Below are 15,756 nucleotides of genomic sequence, written 5' to 3' on the forward strand. Positions count from 1 at the left end.
TAAAGGCTTTAGGCATCTCGCCTGAAGCTTTTTGCCGATTCTAGATATTATCATTTACACGATAAGTGTTATTAAAACGCTTAAAGCATTTCGCTTGAAGCATAAAGCAAAAATTTATGAGTTTTTTAAACAAAGTTCTTAAAGGGTTTTTGGGAGACAAAAAAGCGCAGGACCTAAAGGAAGTAAAAAAAGTTGTAACAAAAATCAAAGCCGTTGAACCCAACATTCAGCAATTATCTGATGATGGTTTAAGAGAAAAAACTGCAGAGTTCAAATCTAAAATTAAAGAGGCAACAAGCAGCATATCGGCACAGATAGAACAGATTAAAGAGCAGATCAAAAACTCTAAAAATGTAGACGAAAAAGAAGCTCTTTTCTCCAGAATTGAAGCTCTAAAGAAAGATTCTTACGAAATTGAAGAGAAAATTCTTGCACAGGTTCTTCCGGAAGCATTCGCTTTAATTAAAGAAACATCCAGAAGATGGGCAGAAAATGGCGAAATCCGTGTAACTGCTACCGATTGGGACAGACAATTGGCTGCTGCAGGAAAAGATTTCATAGAAATTCAGGGTGACCAGGCAATTTGGAAAAACTCTTGGAATGCCGCAGGAACACCTGTTGTTTGGGACATGGTGCATTACGATGTACAGTTTATCGGAGGTATTGTTCTTCACAGCGGAAAAATTGCAGAAATGGCAACCGGAGAAGGTAAAACTTTGGTAGGAACACTTCCTATATACTTAAATGCTCTTCCGGAAAGAGGTGTTCACGTAGTAACGGTGAACGACTATCTTGCAAAAAGAGACTCGGCTTGGATGGGACCATTATATCAGTTTCATGGAATGTCTATTGACTGTATCGACAACCACCAACCCAATTCAGACGGCAGAAGAAAAGCATACAACTCAGATATTACGTACGGAACCAATAATGAATTCGGTTTCGATTATTTGAGAGACAACATGGTTACTTCACCTACAGAATTAGTTCAGAGAGAATTAAATTTTGCTATTGTGGATGAGGTAGATTCTGTATTGGTAGATGATGCGAGAACACCATTAATTATTTCCGGGCCTGTTCCTCAAGGAGACAGACAGGAGTTTGATGTTCTAAAGCCTTCTATCGACAGAATTGTTGAAGTTCAGAAAAAAACAGTTTCTGCTATTTTCAATGAAGCTAAAAAATTAATTGCTTCAGGAAATACAAAAGAAGGTGGTTTCAAATTACTTCAGGCTTACAGAGGTCTTCCTAAAAACAGACAGCTCATTAAATTTTTATCCGAAAGCGGAAACCGTGCTTTGCTTCAGAAAGTTGAAGCTCAGTATATGCAGGATAACAACCGCGATATGCCAATCGTAGATAAAGATCTTTACTTTGTAATTGAAGAAAAGAACAATCAGGTTGACTTAACCGATAAAGGGGTTGAATACATGTCTCAAGGAAATTCTGACCCTAACTTCTTCGTACTTCCTGATATTGGGACAGAAATTGCAGAAGTTGAAGCCAAAAATTTATCTAAAGAAGAAGAATTCGAGGCAAAAGAAAAATTATTCTCAGAATTTGCAGAAAAATCTGAGCGTGTACATACCATGAGCCAATTGCTTAAAGCATATACTTTATTCGAAAAAGACGACGAATATGTTGTTATTGACGGGGAAGTAAAAATTGTAGATGAGCAGACGGGTCGTATTATGGAAGGAAGACGTTATTCCGACGGTCTTCACCAAGCTATTGAGGCTAAAGAAAGTGTAAAAATTGAAGCAGCAACTCAAACTTTTGCAACAGTTACCCTTCAGAATTATTTCCGTATGTACAACAAACTTGCGGGGATGACGGGTACTGCAGAAACGGAAGCTGGAGAATTGTGGCAGATTTACAAATTGGATGTTGTGGTGATCCCAACTAACAGACAGATTCTTAGACACGACAGACAAGATTTGGTATTTAAAACCAATAGAGAAAAATACAATGCTGTAATTGAAGAAATTGAAAATTTAACAGCTGCAAAAAGACCTGTTTTAGTAGGTACTACTTCTGTTGAAATTTCTCAGTTGCTTTCAAAAGCACTTCAGTTAAGAAAAATTCCGCACCAGGTTCTGAATGCAAAACTTCATAAGAAAGAAGCAGAAATTGTAGCGGGAGCAGGACAGCCGGGAGTGGTAACGATTGCAACAAACATGGCAGGTCGTGGTACCGATATTAAGCTTTCTAAAGAAGTAAAAGAAGCCGGAGGTTTGGCAATTATTGGTACAGAAAGACACGATTCCAGACGTGTAGACAGACAGTTGAGAGGTAGAGCGGGACGTCAGGGAGATCCGGGAAGTTCTCAGTTCTATGTTTCTTTGGAAGATAATTTAATGCGTTTATTCGGTTCTGAAAGAATTGCTAAAATGATGGACAGAATGGGACATAAAGAAGGTGAAGTTATTCAGCATTCTATGATCTCAAAATCTATCGAAAGAGCTCAGAAAAAAGTAGAGGAAAACAACTTCGGAACAAGAAAAAGACTTTTGGAGTATGATGACGTAATGAACAAACAGCGTGATGTAATCTACAAAAGAAGAAAGAATGCTCTTTTTGGAGATCATTTGAAATACGATATTGCAAACATGATTTTCGATGTAGCCAATTCTATCGTAACTAAAGGAAAAGCATCTGGAAACTATAAAGATTTTGAATTTGAAGTCATTAAAAACTTTACGATGGAATCTCCGGTATCTGAAAATGATTTCAAGAACAAAACCATACAGGAGTTAACAAATATCCTTTTCAAAGCAGCAGAAGATGATTACAGCATGAAACTGAATTTGCTGAAAGAAAAATCTTTCCCTATCATTGAAAATGTATTCCAGACACAGGGATCAATGTTTAAAATGATTCAGGTGCCTTTTACAGATGGTATTAAAACATTAACTATTGTTACAGACCTTAAAGAAGCTTACGAAACTCAGTGCGACAGCTTAATTAATGATTTTGAAAAAAATATCACGCTATCGATTATTGATGAGAACTGGAAACTTCATTTAAGAGAAATGGACGACTTGAGAAGATCTTCTCAAGGTGCTGTTTACGAGCAGAAAGATCCTTTGGTAATCTACAAACAGGAGTCTTTCCATCTCTTTACAGAAATGGTCGATAAAATGAATAAAGAAATCATTTCTTTCTTATACAGAGGAGAAATTCCTGCTTAAGAAGTAGAATATAAATTTTTACCCGCTTTTCACGAAGCGGGTTTTTTCTTGCTAAAAACTTTAGGATTAGAAATATGACAAATGTCAAACTAATTATTTATTTAGAATAAGTAAAAACAATACCTTTGCAGGAAAATAATCATTCATGAATAAACTTTTGATATCTGCTTCGTTATTGGCAACTGTATTTACTTTCGCTCAGGAAAACGATTCAGTTAAGACAAATAAAATTGACGAAGTTGTTGTACAAGGCTATATTACTCGCGATAGAGAGTCTGTAAACAAGATGCCTTTGAAAGAAATTGAAAATCCGCAAGTTTACAATATCGTTAATAAAAATGTTATCAAAGAACAGGTTGTAACTAACTTTAATGATGCATTAAAAAATGTGACCGGTATTACAAGACTATGGGAGTCTACAGGAAGAGGAAATGATGGAGGTGAATATTACACAATGAGAGGATTCTCTTTACAACCAAGTTTGACGAATGGAATGCCCTCTCTTACCAATGGAACTTTAGATCTTGCCGGAGTTGAAACCATCGAAGCAATTAAAGGTCCATCAGGAACACTTTATGGTGGAAGCGTAATTTCTTATGGTGGATTAATCAATGTAATTACTAAAAAACCTTATCAATATTTTGGAGGTGAGGTAAATTACGTTAACGGAAGTTACGGACTTAATAGAGTTTCAGCTGATGTAAACGCTCCTTTAAGCAAAAACTTATTTGCAAGAGTAAACGCTGCTTATCAAAAACAAAATACTTTTCAAGATGCTGGATTTAGCGAATCTTTTTATGTTGCACCTTCAATTAAATTTATTGCAAATGACAGACTTACATTCTATGTAAATACTGAAATTAAAAAAAGTGAGTCAGCAAATGCACCAATGCTTTTCTTGAATAGATATAATCCTCTTACTTATTATTCTATCGGTGTTTTCAAAGACAACTATAAAAATTCATACACCAATGATGATTTAACGATTAATAATACTACTTTCAATCTTCAGGCAACAGCAAATTATAAAATTTCAGAAAACTGGACTTCTAAAACAATTGTTTCACGAAGCATTACAAAAACAGAAGGTTATTATCAATATTTATGGGATCAGTCTAATGGAAAAGACTTTACAAGATTCATTGCTGATGTAGGTGGAGAAACCAACACCACAGGAATTCAGCAAAACTTTGTTGGTAATTTAAATTTCGGAAGTGTTAAAAATAAATTATTAGTTGGTTTAGATTATTTCCAAAGAGATTTTATTCAAGGAGGAACAGGATGGATTGGCTATGGAACAGTAAATATTGTTGATCAAACTGATACTAATGCAGGTGTACTAACAAAATCTTCTGTTTCTGCAGCTTTAGAAGGAGCTGGGCAAAAAATCGGCCACGCTCAAGCAAAAATATACAGTGCTTATGTTTCTGACGTGGTAAACATTTTGCCAAATTTATCTGCAATGTTAAGCTTAAGAGTAGATCATTTTACAGGTAGAGCAAGTGCATATGCTACTGATGATTCTAAAGAACAAACCACCTTGTCTCCAAAATTAGGATTAGTTTATCAACCAATTCCGGATAAAGTTTCTGTTTTTGGTAATTATATGAACGGATTCCGAAATGTAGATCCTTCTACAGTACAAATTACAGACAATCTTGGAAATGTATTAAGCAGTGAACTCCGTTATTTTGATCCAGAACATGCTAATCAATGGGAAGTTGGGACAAAAGCAAACTTAGCTGGTGATAAATTCTCTATTACTGCAAGTTATTACAGCATCAATGTTAAAAACAAAGTGATGGGTAATGGTGTCAATATAAATCAAGGAGGAGAAGTTGACAGTAAAGGGTTTGAAGTAAGTGTTTTAGGAAGTCCAATTCCTGGAATGAATATTATTGCAGGTTATAGCTATAACGACAGTAATGTTGTAAAAGGTGATGAAGGTTATCCAGGTCACAGAACAGAAGATGCAGGACCGAAGAATTTGATTAATTTTTGGGGAACATACAAAATACAGGAAGGCTCTTTAAAGAATTTCGGGATCGGTTTCGGAGGGAATTCTGCAAGCAGATTTTACACACTCAACAGAGGTGAAATCGGAGCATTTCCGCTTCCTAGCTACATTATTATGAATTCTTCTCTTTCATATACAGAAGACAGATACAGCATTATTTTAAAATTAGACAATATTGCTAATAAAAAATATTTCTCCGGTTGGTCTACTGTAACGCCTCAGAGATTAAGAACGTTATCTTTAAGTCTGAATTATAAATTCTAATACAGAGAAAAAACAATCAATCAGCTGCCAAACTGCGCAAGTAGTTTGGCAGTTTCAATTAATCTAATTTGAATTAATCTAAATAAAAATAGAAAACCTATCTTTGTATAACTCTAGAATTCATGAAGAAAAAACATCATCCAAAAAAGAAGCCCGGTAGATTTAAAAAATGGACAGGAAAACTGCATCTGTGGTTCGGTCTATCTATTGGCATTCTTATTTTTATTATTTCGATAACAGGAGCTCTGTATGTTTTCAAAGATGAAATAGAAAACTTTACCCGCAAAGAAGTAATTTATCATAACGAAAAAAACATAGCCCAAAAAAAGACGCTTCCTATTCGGGTATTAGAAAAAGCCGTTGAAGAGCAAGTTCCCGAAAAATTTAAAATACATTGGGTAAATGTTCCTATCGATAAAAAAATGTCTTATCAGTTTTACTGGTACGAACACGACACTCATGGGACATGGAATTATTTTGATGAATTCCCTATTTACCAATCGGCATACGTAAATCCTTATACTGGAAAAGTTTTAGAGGTTATTGATGAGAAAAACGGTTTTTTTCAAATCATAAAAAGCATCCATTGGAGTTTCTTGCTTAAGCAGGATTGGGGAAAATACGTTGTGGGAATTCCTGTAATTATCTTTATAATTATGCTTATTTCCGGAATTATATTGTGGTGGCCCAAGAACAAAGCCGCCCGAAAACAGAGATTTTCATTCCATTGGAAAAATGTTAAAAGCTGGAAAAGAAAAAATTATGATCTACACAATATTTTCGGATTTTACGCTTCCGTATTTGGTTTAGTTTTTGCGATTACCGGTCTTTTTTATGCGTTTTTTGCTGTACAGGCAATGATTTATGTTATATTCTCAGGAGGAAATACAGTATATCCGGATTTCTCGCACATTACTACAAAAGCACCCATCGAAATGCGTAACGAAACCACGCTCGACAAAGTAATGGCAACCGTAGAGAAAAAATATCCTCAATCGTATGGCTACTCAATAGATTTGGGACACGAGCACATGGACGATCATGAACATACAAACTTTTCGGTTTTTGTAAAACATTTATCGTATTCTTATCATAAAAACAGCAGTTTAATTTTTGATGAAAATTCAGGAGAGCTTCTCCACACCCATAATCATGAAGATAAGAATTTGGGAGAAAAAGCTATCGCCGCCAATTACGATGTACATGTAGGTTCTATTTTGGGTCTTCCTACTAAAATAATAGCTTTTATAGTAAGCTTAATGTGTGCATCACTTCCAGTAACAGGATTTCTAATTTGGTGGGGAAGACGTAAAAAAGCAAAAAAAACAGTGTCGACAAATCATAATTAAACAATTATTTTTTCTCATTAATAAATGATTAATTCAATCTTTTTTATAAATTTATTGCTTCTAAAATTATAAAGCAAGAAATGTCATTAGTAGATTTGTCTAAACAGGTTGCATTAGGTATCGACATCGGTGGAACCAATACTAAATTTGGTTTGGTTAACCACAGAGGTGAAATCTTAATAAAAGGATCTATACCCACAGATCGCTATGCTACTCCGGAAGAATTTGTAGATGCTCTTTATAAGGAAATTCAACCTATGATTGAAAATCATTGCAAAAATGGTGTTGAAGGAATTGGTGTAGGTGCTCCTAATGCCAATTATTATAAAGGAACCATAGAGCTTGCTCCCAATTTGCCTTGGAAAGGAATCATTAATTTCGCAGACCTCATGTCCGCTAAATTTAACAGCCCATGTAAAATGACCAATGATGCTAATGCCGCAGCTTTAGGTGAAATGATGTATGGTGCAGCAAGAGGAATGAAAGATTTTATCATGATTACTTTGGGAACCGGAGTTGGAAGCGGAATTGTTTCTGGAGGTCATTTAATCTACGGAAACGATGGTTTTGCCGGAGAATTAGGTCACACTATCGTAAAACCAGGCGGGAGAAAACATTGGAGTACCGGTTCTGAAGGAAGTTTAGAGTCTTATGCATCCGCTACCGGAATTGCAATCACCGCTAAAAAAATGAGAGCAGAATTTCCAGACTCCATGCTCAATCAGTATCCGGAAGAAGAAATAAACTCTAAAACAGTACACGAATGTGCCGTAAAAGGAGATCCAGTCGCTATTGAGGTCTTTAGATATACCGGACAGAAATTAGGTGAAGCATTGGCAAATTTTGTAATGTTTTCTTCACCTGAAGCCATTCTTTTGTTTGGTGGAGTCATCAAAGCCGGAGATTTCATCTTAAAACCTGCTAAACTTCACATGGAAAGAAACTTACTGCCTATTTTCAGAAATAAAGTAAAATTAGTTTTCAGTGAGCTTGATGAAGCAGACGCAGCCATTCTTGGAGCCAGTGCTCTGGTATGGGAAAAATAAAATGAAGAGCTAATCATCATAAATAACAAAAGCATCCAATGAAGGATGCTTTTTTGGTATATTGAATGAGAATATTTTATATATTTTCAGATAACTGTTTCAAAAGATCTGTTAAGGTATTCACATCATGTACTCCGCTTTGCTTGTACAGAAGTTCACCATTTTTAAAAACTGCCAGAGTAGGAACTCTCCTTACACCAACTTGTGCCGCAATTTCCGGATATTGATCTACATCCAGCATCATAATTCTGGCAGATTCACCAATATTTTCCTTTACTTTATTCAGAACCGACGACTGAACCTTACACGGTTGACACCAAGTTGCAAAAAAATCGATAAGAACAGGACGTTCAGAATTAATAACTTCCAGAAATTTTTGTGACATTCACAATGATTTTAAAGTGTTTTAGACTGACATACAAAATTAGTTAATGGTAGTTTTTCTGTTTTTTTAATTCCATTAAAACCTCCATCAATTTCAGTAAAATTTCTGATTCCGTGAGAGTTTAGGATACTTGCTGCAATCATACTTCTGTATCCACCTGCACAGTGAAGAAAGAAATGCTCAGAATTATCTATCCCCGAAACCCAATCACTAATCATATCTAAAGGTCTGTTATAGGCATTTTCGATATGCTCCGCAGAATATTCAGAAATTTTTCTTACATCAATTACTTTAGCTTGGCTGTTAAATACTTCAGCAAATTCAGAAGATGAAATTCTATTAACTTGGTCAGTTTCTTTGTCTGCATTTTTCCACGCAATAAATCCACCCTTCAAATAACCCAAGACATTATCAAACCCTACTCTACTCAATCTTGTAATAACTTCTTCTTCCGTTCCTTCATCAGATACAAGCAATATAGGCTGCTTCACATCTACCACCAAAGCACCTACCCACGGTGCAAAATCTCCTTTTAAACCTACATTAATTGAATTTGGAATAAATTCTTTGTAAAAATCTCCCGGACTTCTTGTGTCTAAAATCAACGAACCTGTTTCTTCGGCAAAACCTTCAAAATCTTCAGCTGAAATAGGATTTAAACCTTTATTCATTACTTCATCAAGACTTTCATAACCTCCTTTATTCATGGCAACATTCATCCCGAAATATTTGGGCGGTGCGGTAAGACCCTCTAAAACTTCTCTCACAAAAGATTCTTTATCTGGCTGATTTAGAGCATAATTTGTTCTTTTCTGATTTCCCAAAATATCCACCGTTTCTTTCTGCATGTTTTTTCCGCAAGCCGAACCCGCACCATGCGCAGGATAAACAGTAATACTGTCATCCAAAGGCATTATTTTATTCTGCAAACTGTCGTATAAAATCCCTGCAAGATCTTCCTGAGTTACACTTCCCGCTTTTTGGGCTAAATCTGGTCTTCCTACATCTCCTAAAAACAAAGTATCTCCGGTAAAAATAGCTGTTTCAACGCCATTTTCGTCAATAAGAAGATAGGTTGTACTTTCCATGGTATGTCCTGGAGTGTGAAGAATCTTAATCTTTATTTTTCCAACTTCAAAAATTTGATTATCTTCTGCTATAATTGCCTCAAACTGAGGTTCAGCGGTTGGTCCGTAAACAATCGGTGCACCCGTTTTCTTGCTTAAATCTAAGTGTCCTGAAACAAAATCTGCATGAAAATGTGTTTCAAAAATATATTTTAAGGTTACTTTATCTTTTTCCAGACGGTCAAGATAAGGTTTTACTTCTCTCAGCGGATCTATAATTGCCGCTTCATTTTCAGATACAATATAATATGCACCTTGAGCAAGACAGCCTGTATATATTTGTTCAATCTTCATTTTAATAATGCGTTTATGTTCTTCAATATGCAAAAATCGACTTTATTTTTATAAAAAGCATTATCGTTTCACAATAGCTTTTCATAGACCTGGTCTATTTTGAAAAAATTTTCTCAATTTATTTTATGTAAAAAGGCTTTATTTTGCTGATATTAATACCCTTTCTGAATCCGTATAAAGTAAAAATTGTTTCCTTTTTTCTTTTTTGGAAATATAACTTATTCTCCTATTTTTGTCTAAAAATAAATCCCCAACTTCATTGTATAATTTTTAATGAAATTAATGACAAAATTCTGTAATAAATGCTAAATTAGGTTTATTTTTTCAAAAAAATCTACTTTCCGGATGTGATATACAACAGCTTGTTTTAATATTCTCAAAAAATTATCTTTAAAAAATAAAAATTCAAATGGCAGACAAAACAAAATTTATTGAAGAGCTCAGTAAAAGATACACTCCGAGTGGAGATCACATTATATTAGGAAAAGGAATGTTAGACGGTGAAGTTGTTATCGAAGTGAACGTTACCATTCCCCTAAAAACCATTAACAGACACGGCTTAATTGCCGGAGCCACCGGAACCGGAAAAACAAAAACACTTCAGGTATTTGCTGAACAGCTTTCTCACGCGGGAATTCCTTCCTTAGTTTTAGACATTAAAGGAGATTTTTCTGGAATTGCAGAAGCCGGAAAAATGAATCCAATTATCGAGGAACGCTATGCCAAAACTCAGCTTCCTTACAATCCGCAGGCTTTTCCTGTGGAACTGATGAGCATTTCGGGTGAAAAAGGTGTAAAATTACGGGCGACAGTAACAGAATTCGGTCCCATTTTGTTATCTAAAATTTTGGAATTAAACGATACACAGCAAAGCATTATGTCTATCGTTTTTAAATATTGTGATGATAAAGGACTTCCGTTAATTGATCTGAATGATTTAAAGAAAGTTCTTCAATATGTAAGCGATAACCCTCAGGGAAAATCCGAATTAGCAGCAAATTATGGCTCTATTGCTCCTGCTTCTTTAGGAGCAATTCTAAGATCTATTGTTGCTTTAGAACAGCAGGGAGCTTCAGATTTCTTTGGAGAACCCAGTTTCGATGTACACGATTTGCTGGAAACCCGCGATGGAAAAGGCGTGGTAAATATTTTAAGAGTTGCAGACATTCAAAATAAGCCACAACTGTTCTCTACTTTTATGCTTTCACTTTTTGCTGAAATTTACATGACTTTTCCTGAAGAAGGCGACAGTGGAAGACCAAAACTCGTTTTGTTTATCGACGAGGCACATTTAATTTTTGATGAATCTTCTAAAGCGCTGGTTTCTCAAATTGAAACCATGGTAAAACTCATTCGTTCCAAAGGAGTGGGAATTTATTTTATTACTCAAATTCCGGGGGATGTTCCGGAGAATGTACTTTCGCAGTTGGGACTAAAAATTCAGCATGCATTAAGAGGATTTACCGCTAAAGACAAAAAAGAAATTTCGAAAGCGGTAGAAAATTATCCTACAACCGAATTTTACAATGCTTCAGAATTAATTCAGAATCTGGGAATTGGAGAAGCTTTTGTGACTGCTTTAGACGAAAAGGGAATTCCTACGCCACTTGTTCAGACTTACTTAATTTCTCCTGAATCGAGAATGGATGTTTTGAGCGATTCTGAAATTTCAGACTTAACTTCAAAATCGGCTTTGGTTGCTAAATATGAAAACTCTGTAGACCGCGAATCTGCTTACGAAATTTTAGCCAAAAGAATGGAACAGGCAGTAGAAAATTCTGTATCTTCTCAAAAAACAAAACCCGTAAAAGAAGAGCCCGGAATGTTTGAACAAGTCATGAAAAGCAGCGCGGGAAGAACATTTGCAAATACATTAATGCGAGAAGGTGCGAAAGCTATTTTGGGAATGCTTGGTTTAGGAGGAAGAAAAAGAAGATAATCAGTTTACGGGGAATTTTATTATTTTAGCAGATTGCGTTAAAAAAACTGTCGGTTAAAAGGTTTGGTTTTTGATTGTTGTATTGTAAGAGAAAAATAAATGTATTCAATTATAGATATAGAAAGTAATGGTGCAGGTTTCAGAAAAGAATGCATTATAGATATCGCCATTTATCGTTATGACGGTCACAAAATTGTAGATCAGTTTATTTCTCTGGTAAACCCCGAAAGCGATATTACTCCTTTTGTACAGAAACTTACCGGTATTACGCCCAAAATGGTGAAAACAGCACCGAAATTTCACGAACTGGCAAAAAGAGTGGTAGAAATTACCCAAAATACAACTTTAGTAGGACACAATATTGATTTCGATTACAGAATGTTGCGGCAATCGTTCAGCAGACTCGGCTACGATTTTAAAATCAACACCTTAGATACAATTCCTTTAGCCAAAAAACTGATTCCGGATGAAGCAAGTTATTCTCTTCAAAAGCTGGTAAAATCTTTGGGAATTCCGTTAACCAACGCTCACAGAGCAGATGGCGATGCAAGAGCTACTCTAGAACTTTTTAAACTTCTTGTTTCTAAAGATACAGAAAATGAGATTATACAGAAGCAGCACGAAGAGAGCAACGCAAAGAATTACATCAACAAAATCAAAGAATTAACTCAGGATTTACCTCACGAAAAAGGATTTGTTTATTTTCAGAACAGCGATGGTAAAATTGTTCTTTCCGACTATGTTCAGGATGTTAATAAATATTCCAAAAAACTGTTCAATTCCAAATCCAAAAAATGGGAAAAGGTACAAAATGATACAGAGCAGATTCATTTTGAACTTACAGGCTCTGATATTATTGCAAAACTGATGTTAAATTCTAAAGGAATCAAGAAAAGAGAAGTATTTCCTTATGGTTTATATTTTAGAAATCAGAAATATATTGTAGAAAAAAATAATCTGAATAAAGAAGAAAAACCTATTCTTAAATTCAAGGCTTTTACACAAGGAATGAAGGCAGTGCATTTCATCAACGAGAATGAGGAGTTCAAAACGCCAGAAAATCTTTCAAAAAAAATAGATTTTAGAAAAAGAAATGAAATTTGGCTTGGATCAGGAAAAAAAATGGGAGAAAAACTTTTTATCGTTATTAAAAACGGAAAGCCAGAATCCTATGGTTTTTATGAACTTTTCACCCAAATTCAAACCTTGACTAAAGTTTCTAAACTGAAAATAGATTTACCACTTCCTGCTTCAGATTTAATTAGTGACCTGCAATTGGCTTTGCTTCGTGGTGATTTCGAAACACTTCCGTTACCACAATAAAAAATGTTATTGCTAGCATTTTTCTTTCATATAAAAAAGAAATAGTATTTTTGCTAAAAATTAAACAGAGCAATGCAAAATTTTAAACAAAATAAAACCGGAAAAAAGGGAGCTGTAAAGTTCTCTAAGGTTTGGAATATTTAAAAGAGTAGCTTGCATAAAATAATCATTGCGGCAGACTCTTTTGGAAGAATCTGCCGTTTTTTATGTTAAAATGAAATTATGAATTCAAAAGATTTACTTAAGATTGCCAATGAATTTGGCACGCCGTTGTACGTTTACGACGCAGATTCGATTAAAGCTCAATACGAAACACTTTCTTCGTCTTTTCTAAAACACACTAAGTTTTTTTACGCAGCAAAAGCTTTAACCAACATCAACATCTTAAAGTACATCAAAAACCTAGGTGCTTCTTTAGATTGTGTTTCCATTAATGAAGTAAAACTTGGCTTAAAAGCGGGCTTCACCAAAGAAAAAATACTTTTCACTCCCAATTGTGTAGATTTAGCCGAAATTGAAGAAGCAATGCATCATGGAGTGCATATCAATATCGACAACATTTCAATTTTGGAACAGTTTGGGAATAAATACGGAAATTCTTATCCTATTTTTGTGAGAATTAACCCACACATTTATGCGGGAGGAAATCACAAAATCTCTACAGGACATATTGATTCTAAATTCGGAATTTCTATCCACCAGATGCGACACATTGAGCGTGTTATGAAATCTACGAACGTTAATGTTGAAGGTCTTCACATGCACACGGGAAGTGAGATTAAAGATCCTGAAGTTTTCATCCAAGCATTAGAAATCATGCTGGATTTAGCAGAAAATTTCCCAAATTTAAAATATCTGGATATGGGGAGCGGTTTCAAAATTCCTTATCAGGAAAGCGAACTGGAAACCGATGTAAAAACTTTAGGCAAAAAAGTAGAAAAAGTACTTTCGGAATACGCTAAAACTACCGGAAGAAAGTTTGAACTTTGGTTTGAACCGGGAAAATTTTTAGTAGGAAAAAGCGGCTATCTTCTGGTGAAAGCTAATGTAATTAAACAGACTACGGCGACCGTTTTCGTGGGAGTGAATTCGGGATTCAATCACTTAATTCGTCCGATGTTTTACGATTCATATCATGAGATTGAAAACCTTTCTAACCCTAAAGGTGCCGAAAGAATATATACCGTTGTAGGAAATATTTGTGAAACCGACACATTTGCATGGGACAGAAAACTGAATGAAGTAAGAGAAGGCGATATTCTGGCTTTTCACACCGCAGGAGCTTATGGTTTTGAGATGAGTTCTAATTTCAATTCCCGATTAAAGCCTGCTGAAGTTCTATTTTTAGACGGAAAAGCTCATCTTATCCGAAAAAGAGACGAATTTGAAGATTTACTGAGAAATCAGATAGAAGTTTTATAATTCAAGTTCAATAAAGGTTTCAGGAACTTCATTATTTATAGTGAAGTTCTTTTTTGGCTCAATTTTTACTGTTCTTTTCAATGAAAGAATGATATTTTACTTTTAAAAAATCTATATATGAAAACACTTACCTTTTTATTCGCTTTACTTACGGCAAATTTTGCATTTACTCAGGTAATAGACGAAAGAGACGATTCTTTTATTATGGAAAACAATAAGAATCTCATCAAAATAGATATTAAAGAACCATTTATGCAGGTTGCAGTAAAAGGATGCAACCATTTTGAACCGGCAAGTTTCGAAGGAGGAGCGGCAGCTTACAAAGAAATCCTGTCCAAATACATGTATACTTATCTGAATTCTGATTTTTATACTTTATCCGGAGATTTTACTTTCACATTAACCATTGATGCTATGGGCAAGGTTGTAGATGTTACCGGAGAACCTAAAGTGCTGAAAAGCGAAGTTTTCTTCGATGATATGCAGTATATAGTAAGACGAATTAAGAAAAACTGGAAACCTGCAATGTGCAACGGAGAACCTGTAAAATCTGAAATGAAATTAAAAATGAATTTCTCTTCTTTATCGGCAGATATATAGGAAAAAATTATTGAAGTTTAAATTTTAGAGAATTAATAATTTTTAATATTCAAATTCTAAATAATACATAGGTTGTACTTTTACGACAGCTTTTATTTTTCAACATGAATAGAATTATCATTTTCTCTTTAATGCTTTTTTCAGCAGCTGTAAGCGCTCAGATATTATATAAATACCCTAAAGATCAGGATTTTTATGAAGGTGGCAGAGAAGCATTCTTTAAAGATCTTCAGCAGATTACAGTAAATAACAATTACAAACCTTGTGATAAACAAGAGGCTTTAGCGATGAGATTTGTGGTATATCCAGACAATACTGTTAAATATGTAGCAGATGAGGACACAAAAGCCGTTGAAAACAACAAATGCCTCAAAGACAAAGTACTGAACGCCATTTCTCAGACAAAAAAATGGAAATCAGCCGAAGTTGATGGAAAAAAAGTACCCGCTATGTTTTTTGCCAGTTTCTCTGATGACTTGTTATTTAATAAGCCAACTGAACGTTCAGATTTCACTCTGCCGGTTTATATGTATAAAGATAAAGAAAGTGACATTATGAAATTCCGGGATAATTTTATCAAGTGCTTCGACAACAGCTATCGTTCTGATAATAATTATTCTTTCACAATTTATTTTGACGTTAATACCCATGGAGAAGCAACATTTTTCCACATTGATAATATTTCTAATTTAGACAAGTTTAACGAAATGGTAATTAAATGTGCCTCCAACACCAAAAAATCTTATATAAAGGAATTCCTGTAAAACACTACTTTAAATTACCGGTCACCCTTAAGGTA

Annotated in this window: 11 protein-coding genes; 9 read left to right on the forward strand and 2 right to left on the reverse strand. The window is 34.7% G+C overall.

Annotated features, from left to right (window positions below; all coding sequences use genetic code 11):
- Window positions 1-116: 116 nt before the first annotated feature.
- From secA to MTP08_RS13695, 4 genes are all read left to right on the forward strand, one after another.
- A complete protein-coding gene (gene secA / locus MTP08_RS13675) occupies window positions 117-3,191 on the forward strand; it encodes a preprotein translocase subunit SecA (RefSeq protein WP_243576413.1) in 3,075 nt (1,024 codons plus the stop codon).
- Between the two features lie 145 nt (window positions 3,192-3,336).
- Window positions 3,337-5,472: a TonB-dependent siderophore receptor gene (locus tag MTP08_RS13685; protein ID WP_317233003.1), complete on the forward strand. Its 2,136-nt coding sequence runs from the start codon at window positions 3,337-3,339 to the stop codon at window positions 5,470-5,472.
- A 122-nt stretch (window positions 5,473-5,594) separates the two neighbouring features.
- Complete coding sequence (locus MTP08_RS13690; protein WP_243576414.1) at window positions 5,595-6,821, forward strand: PepSY-associated TM helix domain-containing protein; 1,227 nt, start codon at window positions 5,595-5,597, stop codon at window positions 6,819-6,821.
- Between the two features lie 80 nt (window positions 6,822-6,901).
- On the forward strand, window positions 6,902-7,867 hold the full coding sequence (locus MTP08_RS13695) for an ROK family protein (RefSeq protein WP_243576415.1): 966 nt from the start codon (window positions 6,902-6,904) through the stop codon (window positions 7,865-7,867).
- A 76-nt stretch (window positions 7,868-7,943) separates the two neighbouring features.
- On the opposite strand, the gene MTP08_RS13700 is transcribed toward MTP08_RS13695, so the two are convergent.
- Together MTP08_RS13700 and MTP08_RS13705 are read right to left on the reverse strand one after the other, a co-directional pair.
- Window positions 7,944-8,252 (reverse strand): thioredoxin family protein, encoded by a 309-nt coding sequence (locus tag MTP08_RS13700; protein WP_243576416.1) that lies wholly within the window; start codon window positions 8,250-8,252, stop codon window positions 7,944-7,946.
- Window positions 8,253-8,263: 11 nt separating this feature from the next.
- Window positions 8,264-9,673 (reverse strand): MBL fold metallo-hydrolase, encoded by a 1,410-nt coding sequence (locus MTP08_RS13705; protein WP_243576417.1) that lies wholly within the window; start codon window positions 9,671-9,673, stop codon window positions 8,264-8,266.
- A 409-nt stretch (window positions 9,674-10,082) separates the two neighbouring features.
- Here MTP08_RS13705 and MTP08_RS13710 point away from each other — a divergent pair, with 409 nt between their 5' ends.
- From MTP08_RS13710 to MTP08_RS13730, 5 genes are all read left to right on the forward strand, one after another.
- Window positions 10,083-11,612, forward strand: a complete 1,530-nt coding sequence (locus tag MTP08_RS13710) for a helicase HerA-like domain-containing protein (RefSeq protein WP_243576418.1) — start codon at window positions 10,083-10,085, stop codon at window positions 11,610-11,612.
- A gap of 99 nt (window positions 11,613-11,711) precedes the next feature.
- Window positions 11,712-12,935, forward strand: a complete 1,224-nt coding sequence (locus tag MTP08_RS13715) for a 3'-5' exonuclease (RefSeq protein ID WP_243576419.1) — start codon at window positions 11,712-11,714, stop codon at window positions 12,933-12,935.
- Between the two features lie 222 nt (window positions 12,936-13,157).
- Window positions 13,158-14,357, forward strand: coding sequence for a diaminopimelate decarboxylase (gene lysA, locus MTP08_RS13720; RefSeq protein ID WP_243576420.1), 1,200 nt, complete (start codon window positions 13,158-13,160; stop codon window positions 14,355-14,357).
- 117 nt (window positions 14,358-14,474) lie between these two features.
- On the forward strand, window positions 14,475-14,957 hold the full coding sequence (locus MTP08_RS13725; protein ID WP_243576421.1) for an energy transducer TonB: 483 nt from the start codon (window positions 14,475-14,477) through the stop codon (window positions 14,955-14,957).
- 104 nt (window positions 14,958-15,061) lie between these two features.
- Window positions 15,062-15,721 (forward strand): hypothetical protein, encoded by a 660-nt coding sequence (locus MTP08_RS13730; protein WP_243576422.1) that lies wholly within the window; start codon window positions 15,062-15,064, stop codon window positions 15,719-15,721.
- Window positions 15,722-15,756: the final 35 nt, after the last annotated feature.

It is taken from the genome of Chryseobacterium oryzae (assembly GCF_022811665.1).
GTDB classification, from domain to species: domain Bacteria; phylum Bacteroidota; class Bacteroidia; order Flavobacteriales; family Weeksellaceae; genus Chryseobacterium; species Chryseobacterium oryzae.